Here is a 14124-nt window from a genome sequence, read left to right on the forward strand (position 1 = left end):
TACGGTGCCTTGTTCCGTCATGTGATCGGGTCTCTCTGTGGACCACGGCCGTCCCGCCCGGGACGACACCGCGTGGCTGAGCCCGTCGCGGCATGGTGCGCGGGGGCACTGTGCTCGTCAGCCTGCGGTCGTGGCAAGGCGCCCACCACTCGTGAGCTCCACTCGGAGCAGTTCAGACGCCCGGGGCGGCTGTCACCACTCCGGCGGCGATGCCCGCGCTGAGGGCCGCGTAGTCGTCGGCGTTCTGCGCCGCGTAGCGCAGGGCGAAGTCGGCGACGGCGCGGTCGAAGACGTCGGAGGAGCCGAGGTAGGCCGCGATCGCGATCCTGTCCCCGGAGCGGGCGTGGGCCCGGGCGAGGGCGCGGCCGCACAGCCGCGCGTAGTCGCGCAGCAGGGCCGGCGACATGCTCTCCACCTCGGCGGAGCCCTTCATGTCGCGCAGCTGGCGCCAGTAGAAGTGCCGTTGCTCGGGTCCGGTCATCCAGCCGAGGAAGATGTCACTGGCGGCCTGGGTGAGCCGCTGACCGCTCACCACCCGCCTGCCCTGGTGGGTGAAGGCGCTGGGGGTCAGGTACTGCTCCAGGACCGAGTGGCCCGCCTCCTTGATCTGCAGGAAGAGCGGGTCGCCGTCGTCCCGGCCCTCCAGGAGCAGGATGAAGCACCGGGTGCCGACGCTGCCGACGCCCACCACCTTGCGGGCGGCGTCGACGAAGCGGAAGCGGTCGAGGAGGATCCGCCGCTCCTCGGCGAGCGAGCTGCGGTAGTCGCTGAATATCTTGCCGACGCCGACGCGGTCCAGTTCGGTGACCCGCTCCAGGAGCGGTGGGTCGTCGACGATGTGCCGGCCGGTCCCGTCCTTCACGGTGAGCTTGCCGAAGGCCTGGAGGCTGGTGCGGCGGCGGGCCTGGGCCAGCCGGCCCTCGAGGCGGGTGCGGTCGGCCCCGCGCACCAGGGAGGCCAGCTCGTCGGCGGCGATCCGCGCGTACCAGACGTCGAGTTCGCCGAGCCCGGCGAGGCGCCGTATGGCGGTGCGGTACGCCTCGGTGGCCACGAGGGCGGCGCGGTGGGCCTTGGACTTGGTGGTGCCGTTCTGGAGGGCGGCGACGGCGACGGAGGCGGCGAGCCGTTTGACGTCCCACTCGAAGGGGCCGGGGAGGGTTTCGTCGAAGTCGTTGACGTCGAAGAGAAGGGTCCGTTCGGGTGAGGCGTACACACCGAAGTTGAGCAGGTGGGCGTCGCCGCAGAGCTGGACGGTGAGTCCGGTGCTCCGGGTGGCGGCGAGGTCGGCGGCCATCACGGCGGCCGCGCCGCGCAGGAAGGCGAAGGGCGAGACGGCCATCCGGCCGTAGCGGATGGGCACGAGTTCCGTGATCCGGTCGGCGGACTCGCGCTCCAGCACGGCGAGCGGGTCGGGACGCTGGGAGGAGGGTATCCAGCGGCCGTGCGAGGAGCGGGGCACGCGCTTGCGTGCGGCCCGGCCCCTCTCGGCCCGTTCCGACGGTGTCGTCATGCGACCTCACCCGCCTCTTCCACCGCTGCTGCCACCACTGTTCCGGTGCGATCCATTACAAATCGCACTGCCCGTTTCGGCCACTCTCGCCGACGGGACTTCCCGAATGGTTTAGACCAATGATAGGAATTGATCACCCATACGGGTCGAGCGGTCACACCCCGCAATGGTGGAAACGCGCACACTCGTCCGCGCCCGTTCGGCCCCGCACCATCGCGTACGACCACGCACGACAGAGAGGGTCCGAGACATGGCCGAGCCCGTATCCGAGCACGGACCTGGGGCGGAGCTTCCGCTCTACCTCCGGGTCGCCCGCGCGCTGCGGGACGACCTCGCCCAGCACCGCATCTCCCCCGGCACCCGGCTCGCGTCGGAGCGCCATCTGGCACACCGCTACCACGTGAACCGGCAGACCGTCCGGAGCGCGCTCCAACTCCTGCGCGAGGAACGCCTCGTGGTGACCGACCGGCGTGGCACCTTCGCCGCGGGGGCCGGGCAGCAGCCGGAGGTCCCCGCGCCCACCCCGCGCGTACGCACCTTCCCGGGCGGCCCGCGGGCCGCCGACGCCCTGGTCCGGGCCGCGCTGTCCTGGGAGACCCCGCCGGCGGCGCTGGCCGGCCGGCTCTCGCTGGCGCCCGGGGAGCCGACCCTGGTGCACCGTCACGCGGTGCTGACCCCGGCCGGAGCCTCCCTGCAGCGCTCGGTCAGCTGGTTCTCCCGGCCGGCGCTCCTGGAGATCCCGCAACTGGGCCGCTACCGGCCCAGCGGCGAGCGGTACCGGCAGCCGGACCTGCGGCTGCTCTACCACTGGATGCACCAGGCGGGCCTGCGCACCGTCCACCGGGAGTCGATCGGGGTGCCGGCCCCGGCGCCGGAGCGGGCCGGGGGCGGAAGGGCCGGGCGCGCCCCGGCCGGAGACCCGACCCGGCTCAGCGTCCACCGCGTGGTGAGCGACCAGCACGGGCACGCCCTGGAGGTCACCGACATCGACGTCGCCGCCCGGACCGGAGCCTGGAGCTACGAGTTCAGCGGCTGACGGGTGTCCCGACGGCGCGGCCGCACCAGGGGGCCGGGGTCCGACCCCGGAGACGGGCCCCGGCCCCGGCCCGGTACGGGCTCCGCCGAGGCCCCGGCCCCGGCCCGGTACCGGCCTCCGCCGAGGTCCGGGCCCGGCAGGGGCCTCCGCCAACGCCCCCGGCCCGGTACCGATACGGCCCTCCGCCAGGGCCTCACCGCTCCTAGACGATGCCCTCCGCGATCTCCGCCTCCTCGCGGGCGCTGCCGTACGCCTGCGGGGTTCCGTACGAGCGCCGGGCCACGTACCACCAGACGCTGGCGAGGATCAGCACGACGGCCAGGGCGATCACCGCGTAGTTCATGGTGTCGACCGTGACGGGGGAACGCTGCGGCAGGCAGAACAGCACCGTCACGACGGCCACCCAGATCACCGCGATCCAGCCGACGGGCCGGCTCCAGCGGCCGAGGTTCCACGGGCCGGGGACGAAGGAGCGGCCCGCGCGCAGCCGCAGCAGGATCGGGATGGCGTAGGCGGGGGTGATGCCGATGACGTTGATCGCGGTCACGGCCCCGTAGGCGGTGGCGGAGTACAGCGACGGCACGGCGAGCAGCGCGGCGACCACGACGGAGAGCCAGACGGCCGGGACCGGGGTGTGGGTTCGGCTGCTGACCCGGCGCCAGAGCGCGGAGCCGGGCAGGGCGTTGTCGCGGCTGAACGCGAAGACCATCCGGCTGGCGGCGGCCACCTCGGCGTTGCCGCAGAAGAGCTGGGCCACGATCACCACGAGCAGCAGGGCCTTGGCGCCGCCCTCGCCGAGCGCGTCCAGGAGGATCTGGGCGGGCGGCACGCCGGTCGCGCTGTTCTGCGTGCCCGCGTAGTCCTGGATGGCGAAGGTCAGTCCGGCGAGCAGCGCGAAGCCGGCGATCCAGGAGGCCCAGATGGATCGGACGATGCCCTTGGCGGCGGCCACGGAGGCGTTGGCGGTCTCCTCCGAGAGGTGGGCGGAGGCGTCGTACCCGGAGAAGGTGTACTGCGCGAGCAGCAGGCCGATCGCGGCCACGTAGAGGGGGTTGGCCCAGCCGGTGTCGTTGACGAACTCGGTGAACACGAACGTCGCCGACTGGTGGTGGTCGGGGACGATCGCGAGCGCGCCGACGATGACGGCGACGCCGCCCAGGTGCCACCAGACGCTGACGGAGTTGAGGACGCTCACCAGGCGGACGCCGTAGAGGTTGAGCACGGCGTGCAGCAGCAGGATCGCCAGGAAGATCAGGAAGGTCGAGCCCGGGGTGGGGGTGACGTCCCACTGGAGCTTGAGGAAGGCGCCGGTGAAGAGGGCGGCACCGTAGTCGATGCCGGCGATGGCGCCCAGCAGACCGAGCAGGTTGAGCCAGCCCGTGTACCAGCCCCAGCGGCGCCCGCCGAGCCGGTCGGCCATGTAGTAGAGCGCACCGGAGGTCGGGTAGGCGCTGGTGACCTCGGCGAGGGCGAGGCCGACGCACAGCACGAAGAGGCCGACGCCCGCCCAGCCCCAGAGCATGACGGCGGGGCCGCCGGTGCCGAGGCCGAAGCCGTAGAGGGTCATGCAGCCGGAGAGGATGGAGATGACCGAGAAGCTGATGGCGAAGTTGCCGAAGCCGCCCATCCGGCGGGCCAGGACGGGCTGGTAGCCGAGCTCTCTGAGCCGGGCCTCCTCGTCCTTGGGCGCCGGTGGCGGCTTGCGTATCGCGTCGGTGGGAGCGGTGCGGGACATCGGTTCCTCCGGGGGAAGGGGGACGGGGGACGGGTGGTCCGTGCGGGGGACACGGACCGGGGGGACGTACGGGGGTGAGGTGACGTGCGAGGTCAGGCTTCCGGGGTGACGTGCGGGCGTCGGGGGAACGGCCCGCCCGTCAGGGTCCGGTGCGGTCCTCGCCGGCGCCGATGCACCGGGCGCGGGCCCGCAGGAAGACCTCTTCGGCGGGTCCGCGCTCGTCGGGGTGCGCGGTGCGGTACGACCAGGGCTGGGGGGTCCAGTAAGAGCCGAGCGCGTCGAAGACCCGGGCCGCGTCGGCGAACTTGAGGGCGCCGTAGAGGGCGTGGGCCAGATGGTTGAGGTCGAGCAGGCTGGCCTCGTCCGTGGCGCAGAACAGGAACCAGGAGTCCATCGCGTTGCGGGCGTCGCGGACCGCGTCCTCGGCCACCCAGTGCAGGTCGAGGGCGCGTTCGTGACCGCGCTCGCGCCGGTAGCGCTCGACGCGCACATAGAGCGGCAGGGCATGCAGCGCGGAGCCCACGGGGGCCGAAGAGGCCGCCCACTGGGCGTAGTTGACGGCTTCGGAGAGCGGTCCGGACCGGCGGGCGTAGACGAACTGGAGCATCCGGTGGTGCGCCTCGCGGTTGTACGGGTCGCGCTTCTCCGCCTCGGCGAGCAGCCCCCAGGGAGCGGGCGGCAGCATGGGCGCGGGCGGCACGGCCCGGTGCTCCTCCATGCGCTGCTGGACGTCGAGGACGGAGAGGGCGAGCCGGCAGACCCAGGGCACGGGGTCGGCGGGGTCGCGTTCGGCGGCGTGCAGACAGGCGGTCCAGGCCTCCTGCCAGAGCTCGCGCGTGCGCGCGTGGCCGGTGCGGTGGGCGCGTACGGCCCGCTCCACGGCGACGCGCGCGTGCATCACGGCGGCGGCGACGGAGCCGGGCTGCTCGGCTCGCCAGGTCTCGACGACGTCGGTGCCGGCGGCGACGGTCGCGAGGACCTGGGTGCGCCGGGTCCACTCGGGCCAGGCCGCGGTCTCGTCGAGTAATCGGGCCATGGCCACCCAGCGGCCCGTGCGGAGGTCCTGGACGGCCCCGCGCAGGGCATGGTCGTGGCCTGCCGGGTGGTAGACGGGCCGGAAGCCGTGCCCGGCCATCAGGCGGCGCGACGGGGGGTGGACGACATGGTTCCTCGGTGAGTCGGTGGCGGGGGTGGTCGGTCCCCTGGGACGGTGTGGTGCCGACCCGGCCGTTGATCGGCGATCACTATAGAGGTTGCCGGACGTGACCGATCCACTTTTCTCCGTGACCGTAACTATCCAGCCAGCGACCGAATTTGATTTGACGTCACCAAGAGGTCTGGACCTGACGGGATCACCTCCGAAGCCTTGACGGGCGGCCCCGGCTGCATCAGGCTGACCGGTTCCATGGTCGAGATCGCGATCAAGGACCTCCAGGACCACACGAACCGCAGGGAGTCGCAGAATGACGGGCCCGGTACTCGCCGTCGACCAGGGCACGTCGGGCACCAAGGCCCTCGTCGTCTGCCCCGAACGCGGGGTGATCGGCAGCGGTTTCGCCCCGGTGAACCCGCGCGCCCTGCCCGGCGGCCTGGTCGAGGTCGACCCCCGTGAGCTGTACGACTCCGTCGTGGCCGCGGGCCGCGCGGCCCTCGCCGAGGCCGGGGAACCGGTCGTCGCCGTCGGCCTCGGCAACCAGGGCGAGACCGTGCTCGCCTGGGACCCCGCGACGGGCGAGCCGCTCACCGACGCGCTCGTCTGGCAGGACCGCCGAGCGGCCTCCGTCTGCTCCGAACTCCAAGAACACGCAGACGAGTTGACACGCATCACCGGTCTGCCACTCGATCCCTACTTCGCCGCTCCCAAGATGGCCTGGATCCGCCGCAGCCTGACCGGCGCGGGCGTCGTCACCACGAGCGACGCGTGGCTGGTGCACCGGCTCACCGGCGCGTTCGTCACCGACGTCGCCACCGCCGGCCGCACCGGACTGCTCGATCTGGACACCGTCACCTGGTCCGCGCCGGCGCTCGACCTCTACGGCCTCGGCCGCGAGCGGCTGCCCCGCGTCGTGGACTGCGACACCCCGGTCGGCACGACCACCGCCTTCGGCCCGCCGCTCCCCCTCACGGGTCTCCTCGTCGACCAGCAGGCCGCCCTGCTCGCCCAGGACGTCACCGAACCCGGCGCGGCCAAGTGCACCTACGGCACCGGGGCCTTCCTGCTCGCCCAGACCGGACCCGCGCCGCGCCGGAGCGACTCCGGCCTGGTCGCCTGCCCCGCCTGGCGGCTCGCCGGCCGCACCAGCTACTGCCTGGACGGGCAGGTCTACACGGCCGCGTCCGCCGTGCGCTGGCTCACCGGGCTCGGCGTGATCGCGGACGCGGCCGAGCTCGACACCGTCGGCGGGGCGGTGCCCGACGCCGGCGGCGTCACCTTCGTCCCCGCCCTCGCCGGACTCGCCGCCCCCTGGTGGCGCGGCGACGTACGCGGCGCGGTCACCGGACTGGGCCTCGACACCGGTCCGGGACAGCTGGTCCGGGCGCTGTGCGAGGGCATCGCCGCGCAGGTCGTCGAGCTCGCCGGGGCCGCGGCGGCCGACCTGGGCGCCCCGCTCACCACGCTGCGGGTGGACGGCGGCCTGACCCGCTCGGCCCTGCTCATGCAGACGCAGGCCGATCTCCTGCAGCGCCCGGTCGAGGTGTCCGCCCTGCCCGACGCCACCGCCCTCGGCGTGGCGGCCGTCGCCCGGCTCGGTCACCGGCCGGGGCTCGCCGTCCACGAGGCCGTACCGGAGTGGAAGCCCTCGGCGGTGTACGAGCCCCTGATCACGGCGGACGAGGCGGCGGAGCGCAGGGAGCGGTTCCGTACCGCGGTGGCGGCGCTGCTGGCCGACGGCGGGGGCGCGGCTGCCGGCACCGGGGGTACCGCCGCGTGAGCGTGACCCGCCGCGGGCCACTGCCGGACACCTCGGCGCCGGACGGCGCGTACGACGTGACCGTCGTCGGAGCGGGCGTGGTCGGCTGCGCCGTCGCCCGCGAGCTGGCGCGCCACTCGCTGCGCGTCGCACTGGTGGAGGCGAGCGGCGACATCGGCGAGGGCAGCTCGAAGGCCAACACGGCCATCCTGCACACCGGTTTCGACGCCGTGCCCGGCTCCCTGGAGGCCCGGCTCGTCCGCGAGGGCAGCCGACTGCTCACCGCCTACGCGGCCGAGACCGGCATCCCCGTCGAGCCCGTCGGTGCCCTGCTCGTCGCCTGGGACGAGGAGCAGCTCGCCGCCCTCCCCCGCCTCGCCGACAAGGCCGTACGCAACGGGCACCATGGCACCCGCCCGCTGTCGGCCGCCGAACTGTACGCGCGGGAGCCGCACCTGGGCCCCGGCGCGCTCGGGGCGCTCGACGTCCCGGGCGAGTCGATCGTCTGCCCCTGGTCGACCCCGCTCGCCTACGCCACCCAGGCCGTGCGCTCGGGCGTCGACCTGCATCTGGACTGCCGGGTGGAGAAGGTCCGGCCCGGCGGCCCCAGCACGCCGCACCGGCTGATCACCCGGCGCGGGGTGCTGCGCACCCGCTTCCTGGTCAACGCGTGCGGGCTGTACGCGGACGCCTTCGACGCGCTCGTCGGACGCCACGACTTCACGGTCACGCCGCGGCGCGGTCAGCTCGTGGTCTTCGACAAGTTCGCGCGCGGGCTGGTGCGGCACATCCTGCTCCCGGTGCCGGGGGCGCTCGGCAAAGGGGTGCTGATCGCGCCGACGGTGTACGGGAACGTGATGCTCGGGCCGACCGCCGAGGACCTCGACGACAAGACCGCGACCGGTTCGACGGCCGAGGGGCTCGCGGGGCTGCGCGCGCAGGGCGGCCGGATCCTCCCGGCCCTCCTCGACGAGGAGGTCACCGCCGTCTACGCGGGCCTGCGCGCCGCCACCGGCGCCGAGGACTACCGCGTCGCCGCCCACCCCTCACTCCGCTACGTCACGGTCGGCGGCATCCGCTCCACCGGCCTCACCGCCTCGCTCGCCCTCGGCCGGCACACCGTGACGCTCCTCGCCGACGCGGGCCTGGAGCTGGGGCCCGAGCGGCCCCTGGCACCCGTGCGGATGCCGAACCTCGGCGAGGCCTTCCCCCGTCCGTACCGGGACGCCGAGCGCATCGCCCGCGACCCCGCGTACGGCACCATCGTCTGCCACTGCGAGCGGGTCACCCTCGGCGAGATCCGGGACGCGCTCGCCTCCACCGTGCCGCCCGCCTCCGTGGACGGGCTGCGCCGCAGGACCCGGGCCCGGGCGGGGCGCTGCCAGGGCTTCTCCTGCGGCGCGGCGGTGCGGGCGCTGTTCGAGGAGGGCGTGCGGTGAACCGGTCGGTCGACGTCCTGGTGGTCGGCGGCGGCCCCGCCGGCCTGGCCGCGGCCGCGCGGCTCGCGGCGGCGGGTGCGGGCCGGGTCGAGGTCCTGGAGCGGGAACGGGCGGCGGGCGGTGTGCCGCGGCACTGCGCACGCGCGGGCTTCGGGGCCTCCACCGGTCCCCTCTACGCCCGGCGGGCGGTGGACACGGCCGTACGGTCCGGGGCGCGCGTCCGTACCGGGGTGAGCGCGACCGGCTGGGCCGGGCCGCTGACGCTGGAGGTCACCGCCCCGACCGGTCCCGAGCTGGTCACGGCGCGCGCGGTCGTGCTGGCCACCGGGGCGCGCGAACGCCCGCGCAGCGCCCGCCTGGTGCCGGGCAGCCGGCCCGCCGGGGTGCTGAGCACCGGCGAACTCCAGCAGTCCGTCGAGCTGTTCGGGCTGCGCCGGGAGCGGATCGGGCGCCGCGCGGTGGTCGTCGGCTCCGACCCGATCGCCCGGCACGCGGCCCGCACCCTGCGCCGGGCCGGGGTCGAGGTGGCGGCGATCGTCGCGGACCGGCCGGACGGGCCGCGCCTGCCGGGCCCCGTCCTGCGGGGCGCGACGGTGGTCGAACTCCTGGGCCGGGGACGGCTCTCGGGCGTCGTGGTGCGCGGCGCGGACGGGCGTACGGGGCTGCTGCGCTGCGACACGGTGGTCTTCACCGGCGACTGGCTGCCGGACCACGAACTGGCCCGCGCCGGCGGCGTCGTGCTCGATCCGGCCACCCGCGGCCCGTCCGTCGATCCCGGGCTGCGCACCTCGGTGCCGGGCGTCTTCGCGGCGGGCAACGTGCTGCACGGCGTCGAACCGGCCCTGGCGGCCGCGTCGGAGGGCCGGCGGGCGGCCACCGGCGTCCTCGCGCATCTGGCCGGCGCCCCGTGGCCGGAACCGGGCGTGCCGCTGCTGGCGGCGGGAGCGCTGCACTGGCTGTGCCCGGGCCGCCTCACGACGCCCGGCCCCACGCTGCTGCTCCGCCCCACGGCCCGCCTGGTGCGGCCCCGCCTGACGGTGACCCAGGACGGCCGGCCGCTCCACGAGCGGCGCCTCCCGGCCGTCCTGGAGCCGCACCGCTCCCTTCGCCACGCGGCCGGCTGGGCGGCGGAGGCGGATCCGGCGGGCGGGCCGGTGGTGGTGCGGCTGGACGCCGCCGGCGCGGTGGGGCCGGCCGGCCCCGCCGTCACGGGTCGCCCGACGGTGGCGCCCCTCCCATAATGGGCTGTATGGCCCGGAAAACCGCGAAAGATCACGCGCCGCCGACCTTGACGGTCAAGGGGCGGGACATGCGGCTGCGCACCCTGGGCTTCGTCCTGCTGGTCGCCCTGGCCGTGTGGTTCATCGCGGTCAACACCGGTTCGGTGACCATCCGGCTCTGGGTTCCCACCGTCACGCTGCCGTTGTGGAGCGTCCTGACCGTCACGCTGCTCGTCGGCGTCGTGCTCGGTCTGTTCGTCGCCCGGCGCCGCGCCCGGCGATAGGCGCCGGCGCGGCGGCCCTCGGCGACGGTCCCGGCTACTGCTCCAGCAGCCTGGCGAGGCGGTCCAGGACCCGCGGCCAGCCGTGTCCCATGCCGTCGAAGGCCTGGCGGCCCATGGGCGAGTCGAGGTCGAAGCCGGCGTGGGTGAGGAAGAGACGGGTGCCCTTGCCCTCCGGCTCCAGCCGCCAGGTGATGGTGGTGTCGAGCGAGCCCTCGGCGAAGCGGTAGACGAACAGGCGCTCGGGGTCAACCTCGGTCACCTCGCAGGGCTGGCTGCCGAAGTTTCCCATGTCGAGGGTGAAGCGGTGCCCGACGACCGGCTTGACGTCGCCCGCGGCCCACCAGCGGGCGTGCAGCTCGGGGTCGGTGAGGGCGGCCCAGACGGCGGCCGGGGGGTGCGGCAGGAACTTCGCGCAGTGGATGGCGTCGGTCTCGGGGGCGCCGGTTCCGGGGGCGCCGGTTCCAGGGGTGTCGGTCATGTCTCGTTCTCCTCGTCCAGCAGGTCGGCCAGGGCGTCCAGGCGCTGCTTCCAGTAGTGCTCGAAGGGATGCAGCCACTCGCTCACCTCGGCCAGCGGGGCCGGCCGCAGGTGGTAGAAGCGGTGCCGTCCGCGAGGCTCCTCGCGGACCAGGCCGGCGGCCTTGAGCACGGCCAGGTGCTCGGAGACCGCCGGTCTCCCGAGCTCGAACAGTCCGGCCAGCTCCCCGGTGGAGCGCGGGCCGTCCCGCAGGCTCTCGAGCAGTCTGCGGCGTACCGGATTGGCCAGCACGCCGAACACGTCGGTGGGCATGACCCCACGATACGTCGGGAATCTCCGACGCGTCAAAGATTCCCGACGCGTAGTGGCGAGCTCACGCAGCAGGGGTGTGTGCCCGGCCCCGGTCCGTCACACTGGGCGCCATGCCCGTCAAGCGCAGCGCCGGCCTCCTGCTCTTCCGCAGGACGGCGGAGGACCTCGTCGAAGTGCTCATCGGCCACATGGGCGGTCCGTTCTGGTCCGCGCGCACGGAGGCCGCGTGGTCGATCCCGAAGGGCGAGTACGAGCCCGAGGAGTCGCCCGAGGACGCGGCGCGGCGCGAGTTCGAGGAGGAACTCGGGCTGCCCGCCCCGGAGGGCGAATGGGTCGCCCTCGGCGACGCCCGGCAGGCGAACGGAAAACTCGTCACCATCTGGGCGGTGGAGGCGGACCTGGATCCCGAGCGGGTGGTGCCGGGCTCCTTCAGCATGGAGTGGCCCCGGGGTTCGGGCGTGCTCCAGGAGTTCCCGGAGATCGACCGGGTGGGCTGGTACGACGTCGAGGCGGCCCGGCCGCTGCTGGTGGCGGGGCAACGGGTGTTCCTGGACCGGCTGGCCGAGCGGCTCGACGGCGGCGGACCCGAGGAGCCCGGGGCCTGACGGGCGTTGTCGGAGAGCCGTTTCCCCCTCGTTGTCAGACCCGTACGAGAGGGTGGGGTGAGACAACCTCAAACCACCCAGAGGGAGCCCGACATGAGGACCGTCACCAGCCGCGAGCGCGCCGCCGCCCAGGCCTACCTGCGTCTTCTGGAGTCCACCCAGGCGGTGCTCTCGGATCCTCGCCTCGAGCCCTACGCGGCGGCGATGCTGACCCATCCGATGGCGGAGGCGGACGAGGCCCTGCGCGCCGCGGGCCTCTCGGGCAACGAGGCCCGCCTGTTGGGCCTGGTGGCGGCGTTGCGGGCCTCCCCCACGGCGCAGCGGGGCGGGCCCGTGTGACGACGGGCGGCCTCGCCCGCGCGCGGGGCCTCGCAGGTGGGACTCGGCGCCGGTCTCCGGTCTCAGGCGCGGGTGTCGGGCGCGGGCCTCACGCAGGCCCCCCGCGGGTCTCCCCCGCTGACCTCACGCGCGGGTCTCCGGGACCGGATCGCCCGGCCCGGCCGGGGTCAACTGGCGGGGTCGGCGCCCGTGGAGCACGGCCAGGCCGCGGCGGGTCGCGGCGACGACGACACGGTCGGCGGGGCCCAGGGCGCGGTCGGTCGGGAGTTCCCAGACCGGGACGTAGCCGGAGCGGTCGAGCGGGACGCCCGCCTCGCCGCGCGCGATCACCCGCCACGCCCCGGGCCGGAAGGCCTCGGCCACCGTGCGGCCCTCCAGGAGCGGATGGTCCGCGACGTCGAGGGCCGCGAAGAGCAGCACGCGCCGTTCGACCGGGAGGGCGCCCAGGATCTGGCGGCCCATCATGGCCCCCGCGAACGCGGGGGCCGCCAGGTGCGAGACGCTGCGGCTGCGGGTGAGGGCACCCGGGTGGACGGTGCGCAGGGTGCGGTAGACGGCCGTGGCGAAGTCGTCGTCGTAGAGCCGCAGCGCGACCCGCAGCCCGGGGCTGATCGAGCGGGCGTGCAGCGCGGCCTCCAGATTGGTGATGTCGACACTGGTCAGCGCGAGCAGCGCGCGGGCGCGATGGATGCGCGCGGCCTCCAGGACGCCCTCCTCCGTGACGTCGCCGATGACGGTCGGCACCCGCAGCCGCCGGGCGAGCGCGAGGCCGCGGGCCTCCGGGTCGGCCTCCACGCAGACCACCGGGATGTTCATCTTCCGCAGCCGGGCGAGCACCCGGGTGCCGACCTTGCCCAGGCCGAGGAGCACCACGTGGCCGGAGAGACCGCGCGGCGGCCGGCGGAGCGCCGTGGCGCTGCGGAAGGTGCCGAAGGCCTCCAGGAGCGCGGCGATCACCACGGGCAGCAGGAGCAGGCCCACGAATCCGGCGAGGATCTGGAGCAGTTGACGGCTGGTCGGCTCGCCGACGGCCGGATCGCCGATGGCGAAGACGTCGAGCAGGACGAGGTAGGCGGCGTGCAGCGGGTGATCGCCCGTCGTGAACGTGGAGGCCAGGGCGAGCGCCACGACCGCGGCGACGACCCCGGCGAGCGACCAGCGGAGGCGCCGCGAGAACAGCGAGCCGACCGGCAGCCCGGAGGCGCCCAGCCAGCCGGAGGCCTGGGCCGGGCCCTCGTACGAGACCGTTTCGAGCGCGACGACGCCCCGCCCGGTCGCCGCCGCGACCTCGGCGTCGCCCGGCAGCAGGCGCGGGCTCTGGTCCCCGCTCCCCTCGGAACCCTCGCAGCCGCCCGGATCACCGCTGGTCGACGAGAGCAGGGCGAGCGGACAGAGACCCGGGTCGGCGACCTCGCCCGGCGCGGGCGGCGTGCGGTCGACGGCGTGCAGCAGCAGCCCGCCGGCCTGGATCACCTTCCGGCCGCCGGCGACGGCGGTGGCCGCGAGGGCGGGCGCGGCGGTGTCGGCGTCGGAGAGCACGGTCGTCGTGGCCTCCAGTTTGTCCGGGTCGAGCCCCGGTTCGACGACGGCCGAGGCCTCGTCGAGGAGGGTGGCCAGGTGCTGTCCCAGCTTGCGGTTGTACAGCCGGATGACCAGGCGCAGCCGCGGGTTCAGCCGGCGGGCGGTCAGCGCGGCCCGGATGTTGCGCTCGTCGTCCTCGTGGACGAGGGCGAGCGCGGCGGCCCGCTCGACTCCCGCGTCCAGCAGCACGGTGTCGTCGATGTCGGCCGTCTCGACCATCCGGACCGTCCGGCCCTGGGCGGCGCCGCGCGGGTCGCCCGCGCCGGACGCGCCGATTCCGCCCGTGCCCGTGGTGCGCGTGACGGCCGCGGTCACCCGGCCGAAGAGCGCCATGGCCCGCCCGGGCCGGGCGGCGGGCCGGTCGGGCGCGTCGCCGGGCGAGGGGACGAGCAGGGTGACGCGCTCCCCGTACATCTCGTTCAGTTCGGCCGCGAGACGGTGGGCGAGGACGTCGTCACCGCAGACGATCATGTGCTCGGCCGGGGCGTCGGGGGCCTCGGCGGGAACAACGGGCCTGCTCTGGTTCGGGAATGATGACACGTCACCAGCATGCCCTGCCGCTCCGACAGCCCCGGGTCCGGGGACGCGGCGGCGGTGCGGGCGGATGGCGCCCGGGCGGGGCGGGGCGTCCCGACACGCCGCCGTTCGCCACGGCCGCTACGCCGGTCGGCGCA

The 14124-nt window shown here is 74.9% G+C and carries 13 protein-coding genes; 7 read left to right on the forward strand and 6 right to left on the reverse strand.

The genetic code is table 11. From position 1 onward, the window contains the following. Nucleotides 1-172: 172 nt before the first annotated feature. Nucleotides 173-1510, reverse strand: a complete 1338-nt coding sequence (locus tag ACIGXE_RS33385) for a DUF2252 domain-containing protein (protein ID WP_399753431.1) — start codon at nt 1508-1510, stop codon at nt 173-175. Between the two features lie 250 nt (nt 1511-1760). Here ACIGXE_RS33385 and ACIGXE_RS33390 point away from each other — a divergent pair, with 250 nt between their 5' ends. Then, a complete protein-coding gene (locus tag ACIGXE_RS33390; RefSeq protein ID WP_399753433.1) occupies nt 1761-2546 on the forward strand; it encodes a GntR family transcriptional regulator in 786 nt (261 codons plus the stop codon). Between the two features lie 202 nt (nt 2547-2748). Here the strand turns inward: ACIGXE_RS33390 and ACIGXE_RS33395 are convergent, their stop codons facing one another. Together ACIGXE_RS33395 and ACIGXE_RS33400 are read right to left on the reverse strand one after the other, a co-directional pair. Further along, nucleotides 2749-4281, reverse strand: coding sequence for an amino acid permease (locus ACIGXE_RS33395; protein WP_399753434.1), 1533 nt, complete (start codon nt 4279-4281; stop codon nt 2749-2751). A gap of 139 nt (nt 4282-4420) precedes the next feature. After that, nucleotides 4421-5416: a hypothetical protein gene (locus tag ACIGXE_RS33400; protein ID WP_399753435.1), complete on the reverse strand. Its 996-nt coding sequence runs from the start codon at nt 5414-5416 to the stop codon at nt 4421-4423. Nucleotides 5417-5744: 328 nt separating this feature from the next. Here ACIGXE_RS33400 and ACIGXE_RS33405 point away from each other — a divergent pair, with 328 nt between their 5' ends. From ACIGXE_RS33405 to ACIGXE_RS33420, 4 genes are read left to right on the forward strand one after another with little or no spacing between them, the layout of a single operon-like run. Then, nucleotides 5745-7214: an FGGY family carbohydrate kinase gene (locus ACIGXE_RS33405; RefSeq protein WP_399753437.1), complete on the forward strand. Its 1470-nt coding sequence runs from the start codon at nt 5745-5747 to the stop codon at nt 7212-7214. Further along, nucleotides 7211-8632 (forward strand): FAD-dependent oxidoreductase, encoded by a 1422-nt coding sequence (locus ACIGXE_RS33410; RefSeq protein ID WP_399753439.1) that lies wholly within the window; start codon nt 7211-7213, stop codon nt 8630-8632. The genes ACIGXE_RS33405 and ACIGXE_RS33410 overlap by 4 nt, the downstream gene beginning before the upstream one ends. After that, a complete protein-coding gene (locus ACIGXE_RS33415) occupies nt 8629-9873 on the forward strand; it encodes an NAD(P)/FAD-dependent oxidoreductase (RefSeq protein ID WP_399753442.1) in 1245 nt (414 codons plus the stop codon). Before ACIGXE_RS33410 ends, ACIGXE_RS33415 begins: the two co-directional genes overlap by 4 nt. 8 nt (nt 9874-9881) lie before the next feature. Beyond that, on the forward strand, nt 9882-10136 hold the full coding sequence (locus ACIGXE_RS33420) for a LapA family protein (protein ID WP_399753444.1): 255 nt from the start codon (nt 9882-9884) through the stop codon (nt 10134-10136). A gap of 34 nt (nt 10137-10170) precedes the next feature. Here ACIGXE_RS33420 and ACIGXE_RS33425 read toward each other — a convergent pair whose 3' ends face one another. Both ACIGXE_RS33425 and ACIGXE_RS33430 read right to left on the reverse strand, forming a co-directional pair. Continuing rightward, on the reverse strand, nt 10171-10614 hold the full coding sequence (locus ACIGXE_RS33425; RefSeq protein ID WP_399753446.1) for an SRPBCC domain-containing protein: 444 nt from the start codon (nt 10612-10614) through the stop codon (nt 10171-10173). Continuing rightward, nucleotides 10611-10925: an ArsR/SmtB family transcription factor gene (locus ACIGXE_RS33430; protein WP_399753448.1), complete on the reverse strand. Its 315-nt coding sequence runs from the start codon at nt 10923-10925 to the stop codon at nt 10611-10613. The genes ACIGXE_RS33425 and ACIGXE_RS33430 overlap by 4 nt, the downstream gene beginning before the upstream one ends. Before the next feature lie 110 nt (nt 10926-11035). Here ACIGXE_RS33430 and ACIGXE_RS33435 point away from each other — a divergent pair, with 110 nt between their 5' ends. Beyond that, complete coding sequence (locus ACIGXE_RS33435; RefSeq protein WP_399753450.1) at nt 11036-11530, forward strand: NUDIX domain-containing protein; 495 nt, start codon at nt 11036-11038, stop codon at nt 11528-11530. 93 nt (nt 11531-11623) lie between these two features. Continuing rightward, complete coding sequence (locus ACIGXE_RS33440) at nt 11624-11869, forward strand: hypothetical protein (RefSeq protein WP_399753452.1); 246 nt, start codon at nt 11624-11626, stop codon at nt 11867-11869. A gap of 123 nt (nt 11870-11992) precedes the next feature. Here the strand turns inward: ACIGXE_RS33440 and ACIGXE_RS33445 are convergent, their stop codons facing one another. Next, on the reverse strand, nt 11993-13990 hold the full coding sequence (locus tag ACIGXE_RS33445; protein WP_399753454.1) for an NAD-binding protein: 1998 nt from the start codon (nt 13988-13990) through the stop codon (nt 11993-11995). Nucleotides 13991-14124: the final 134 nt, after the last annotated feature.

This window comes from Streptomyces sp. NPDC053431, assembly GCF_044544925.1.
Classification (GTDB): domain Bacteria; phylum Actinomycetota; class Actinomycetes; order Streptomycetales; family Streptomycetaceae; genus Streptomyces.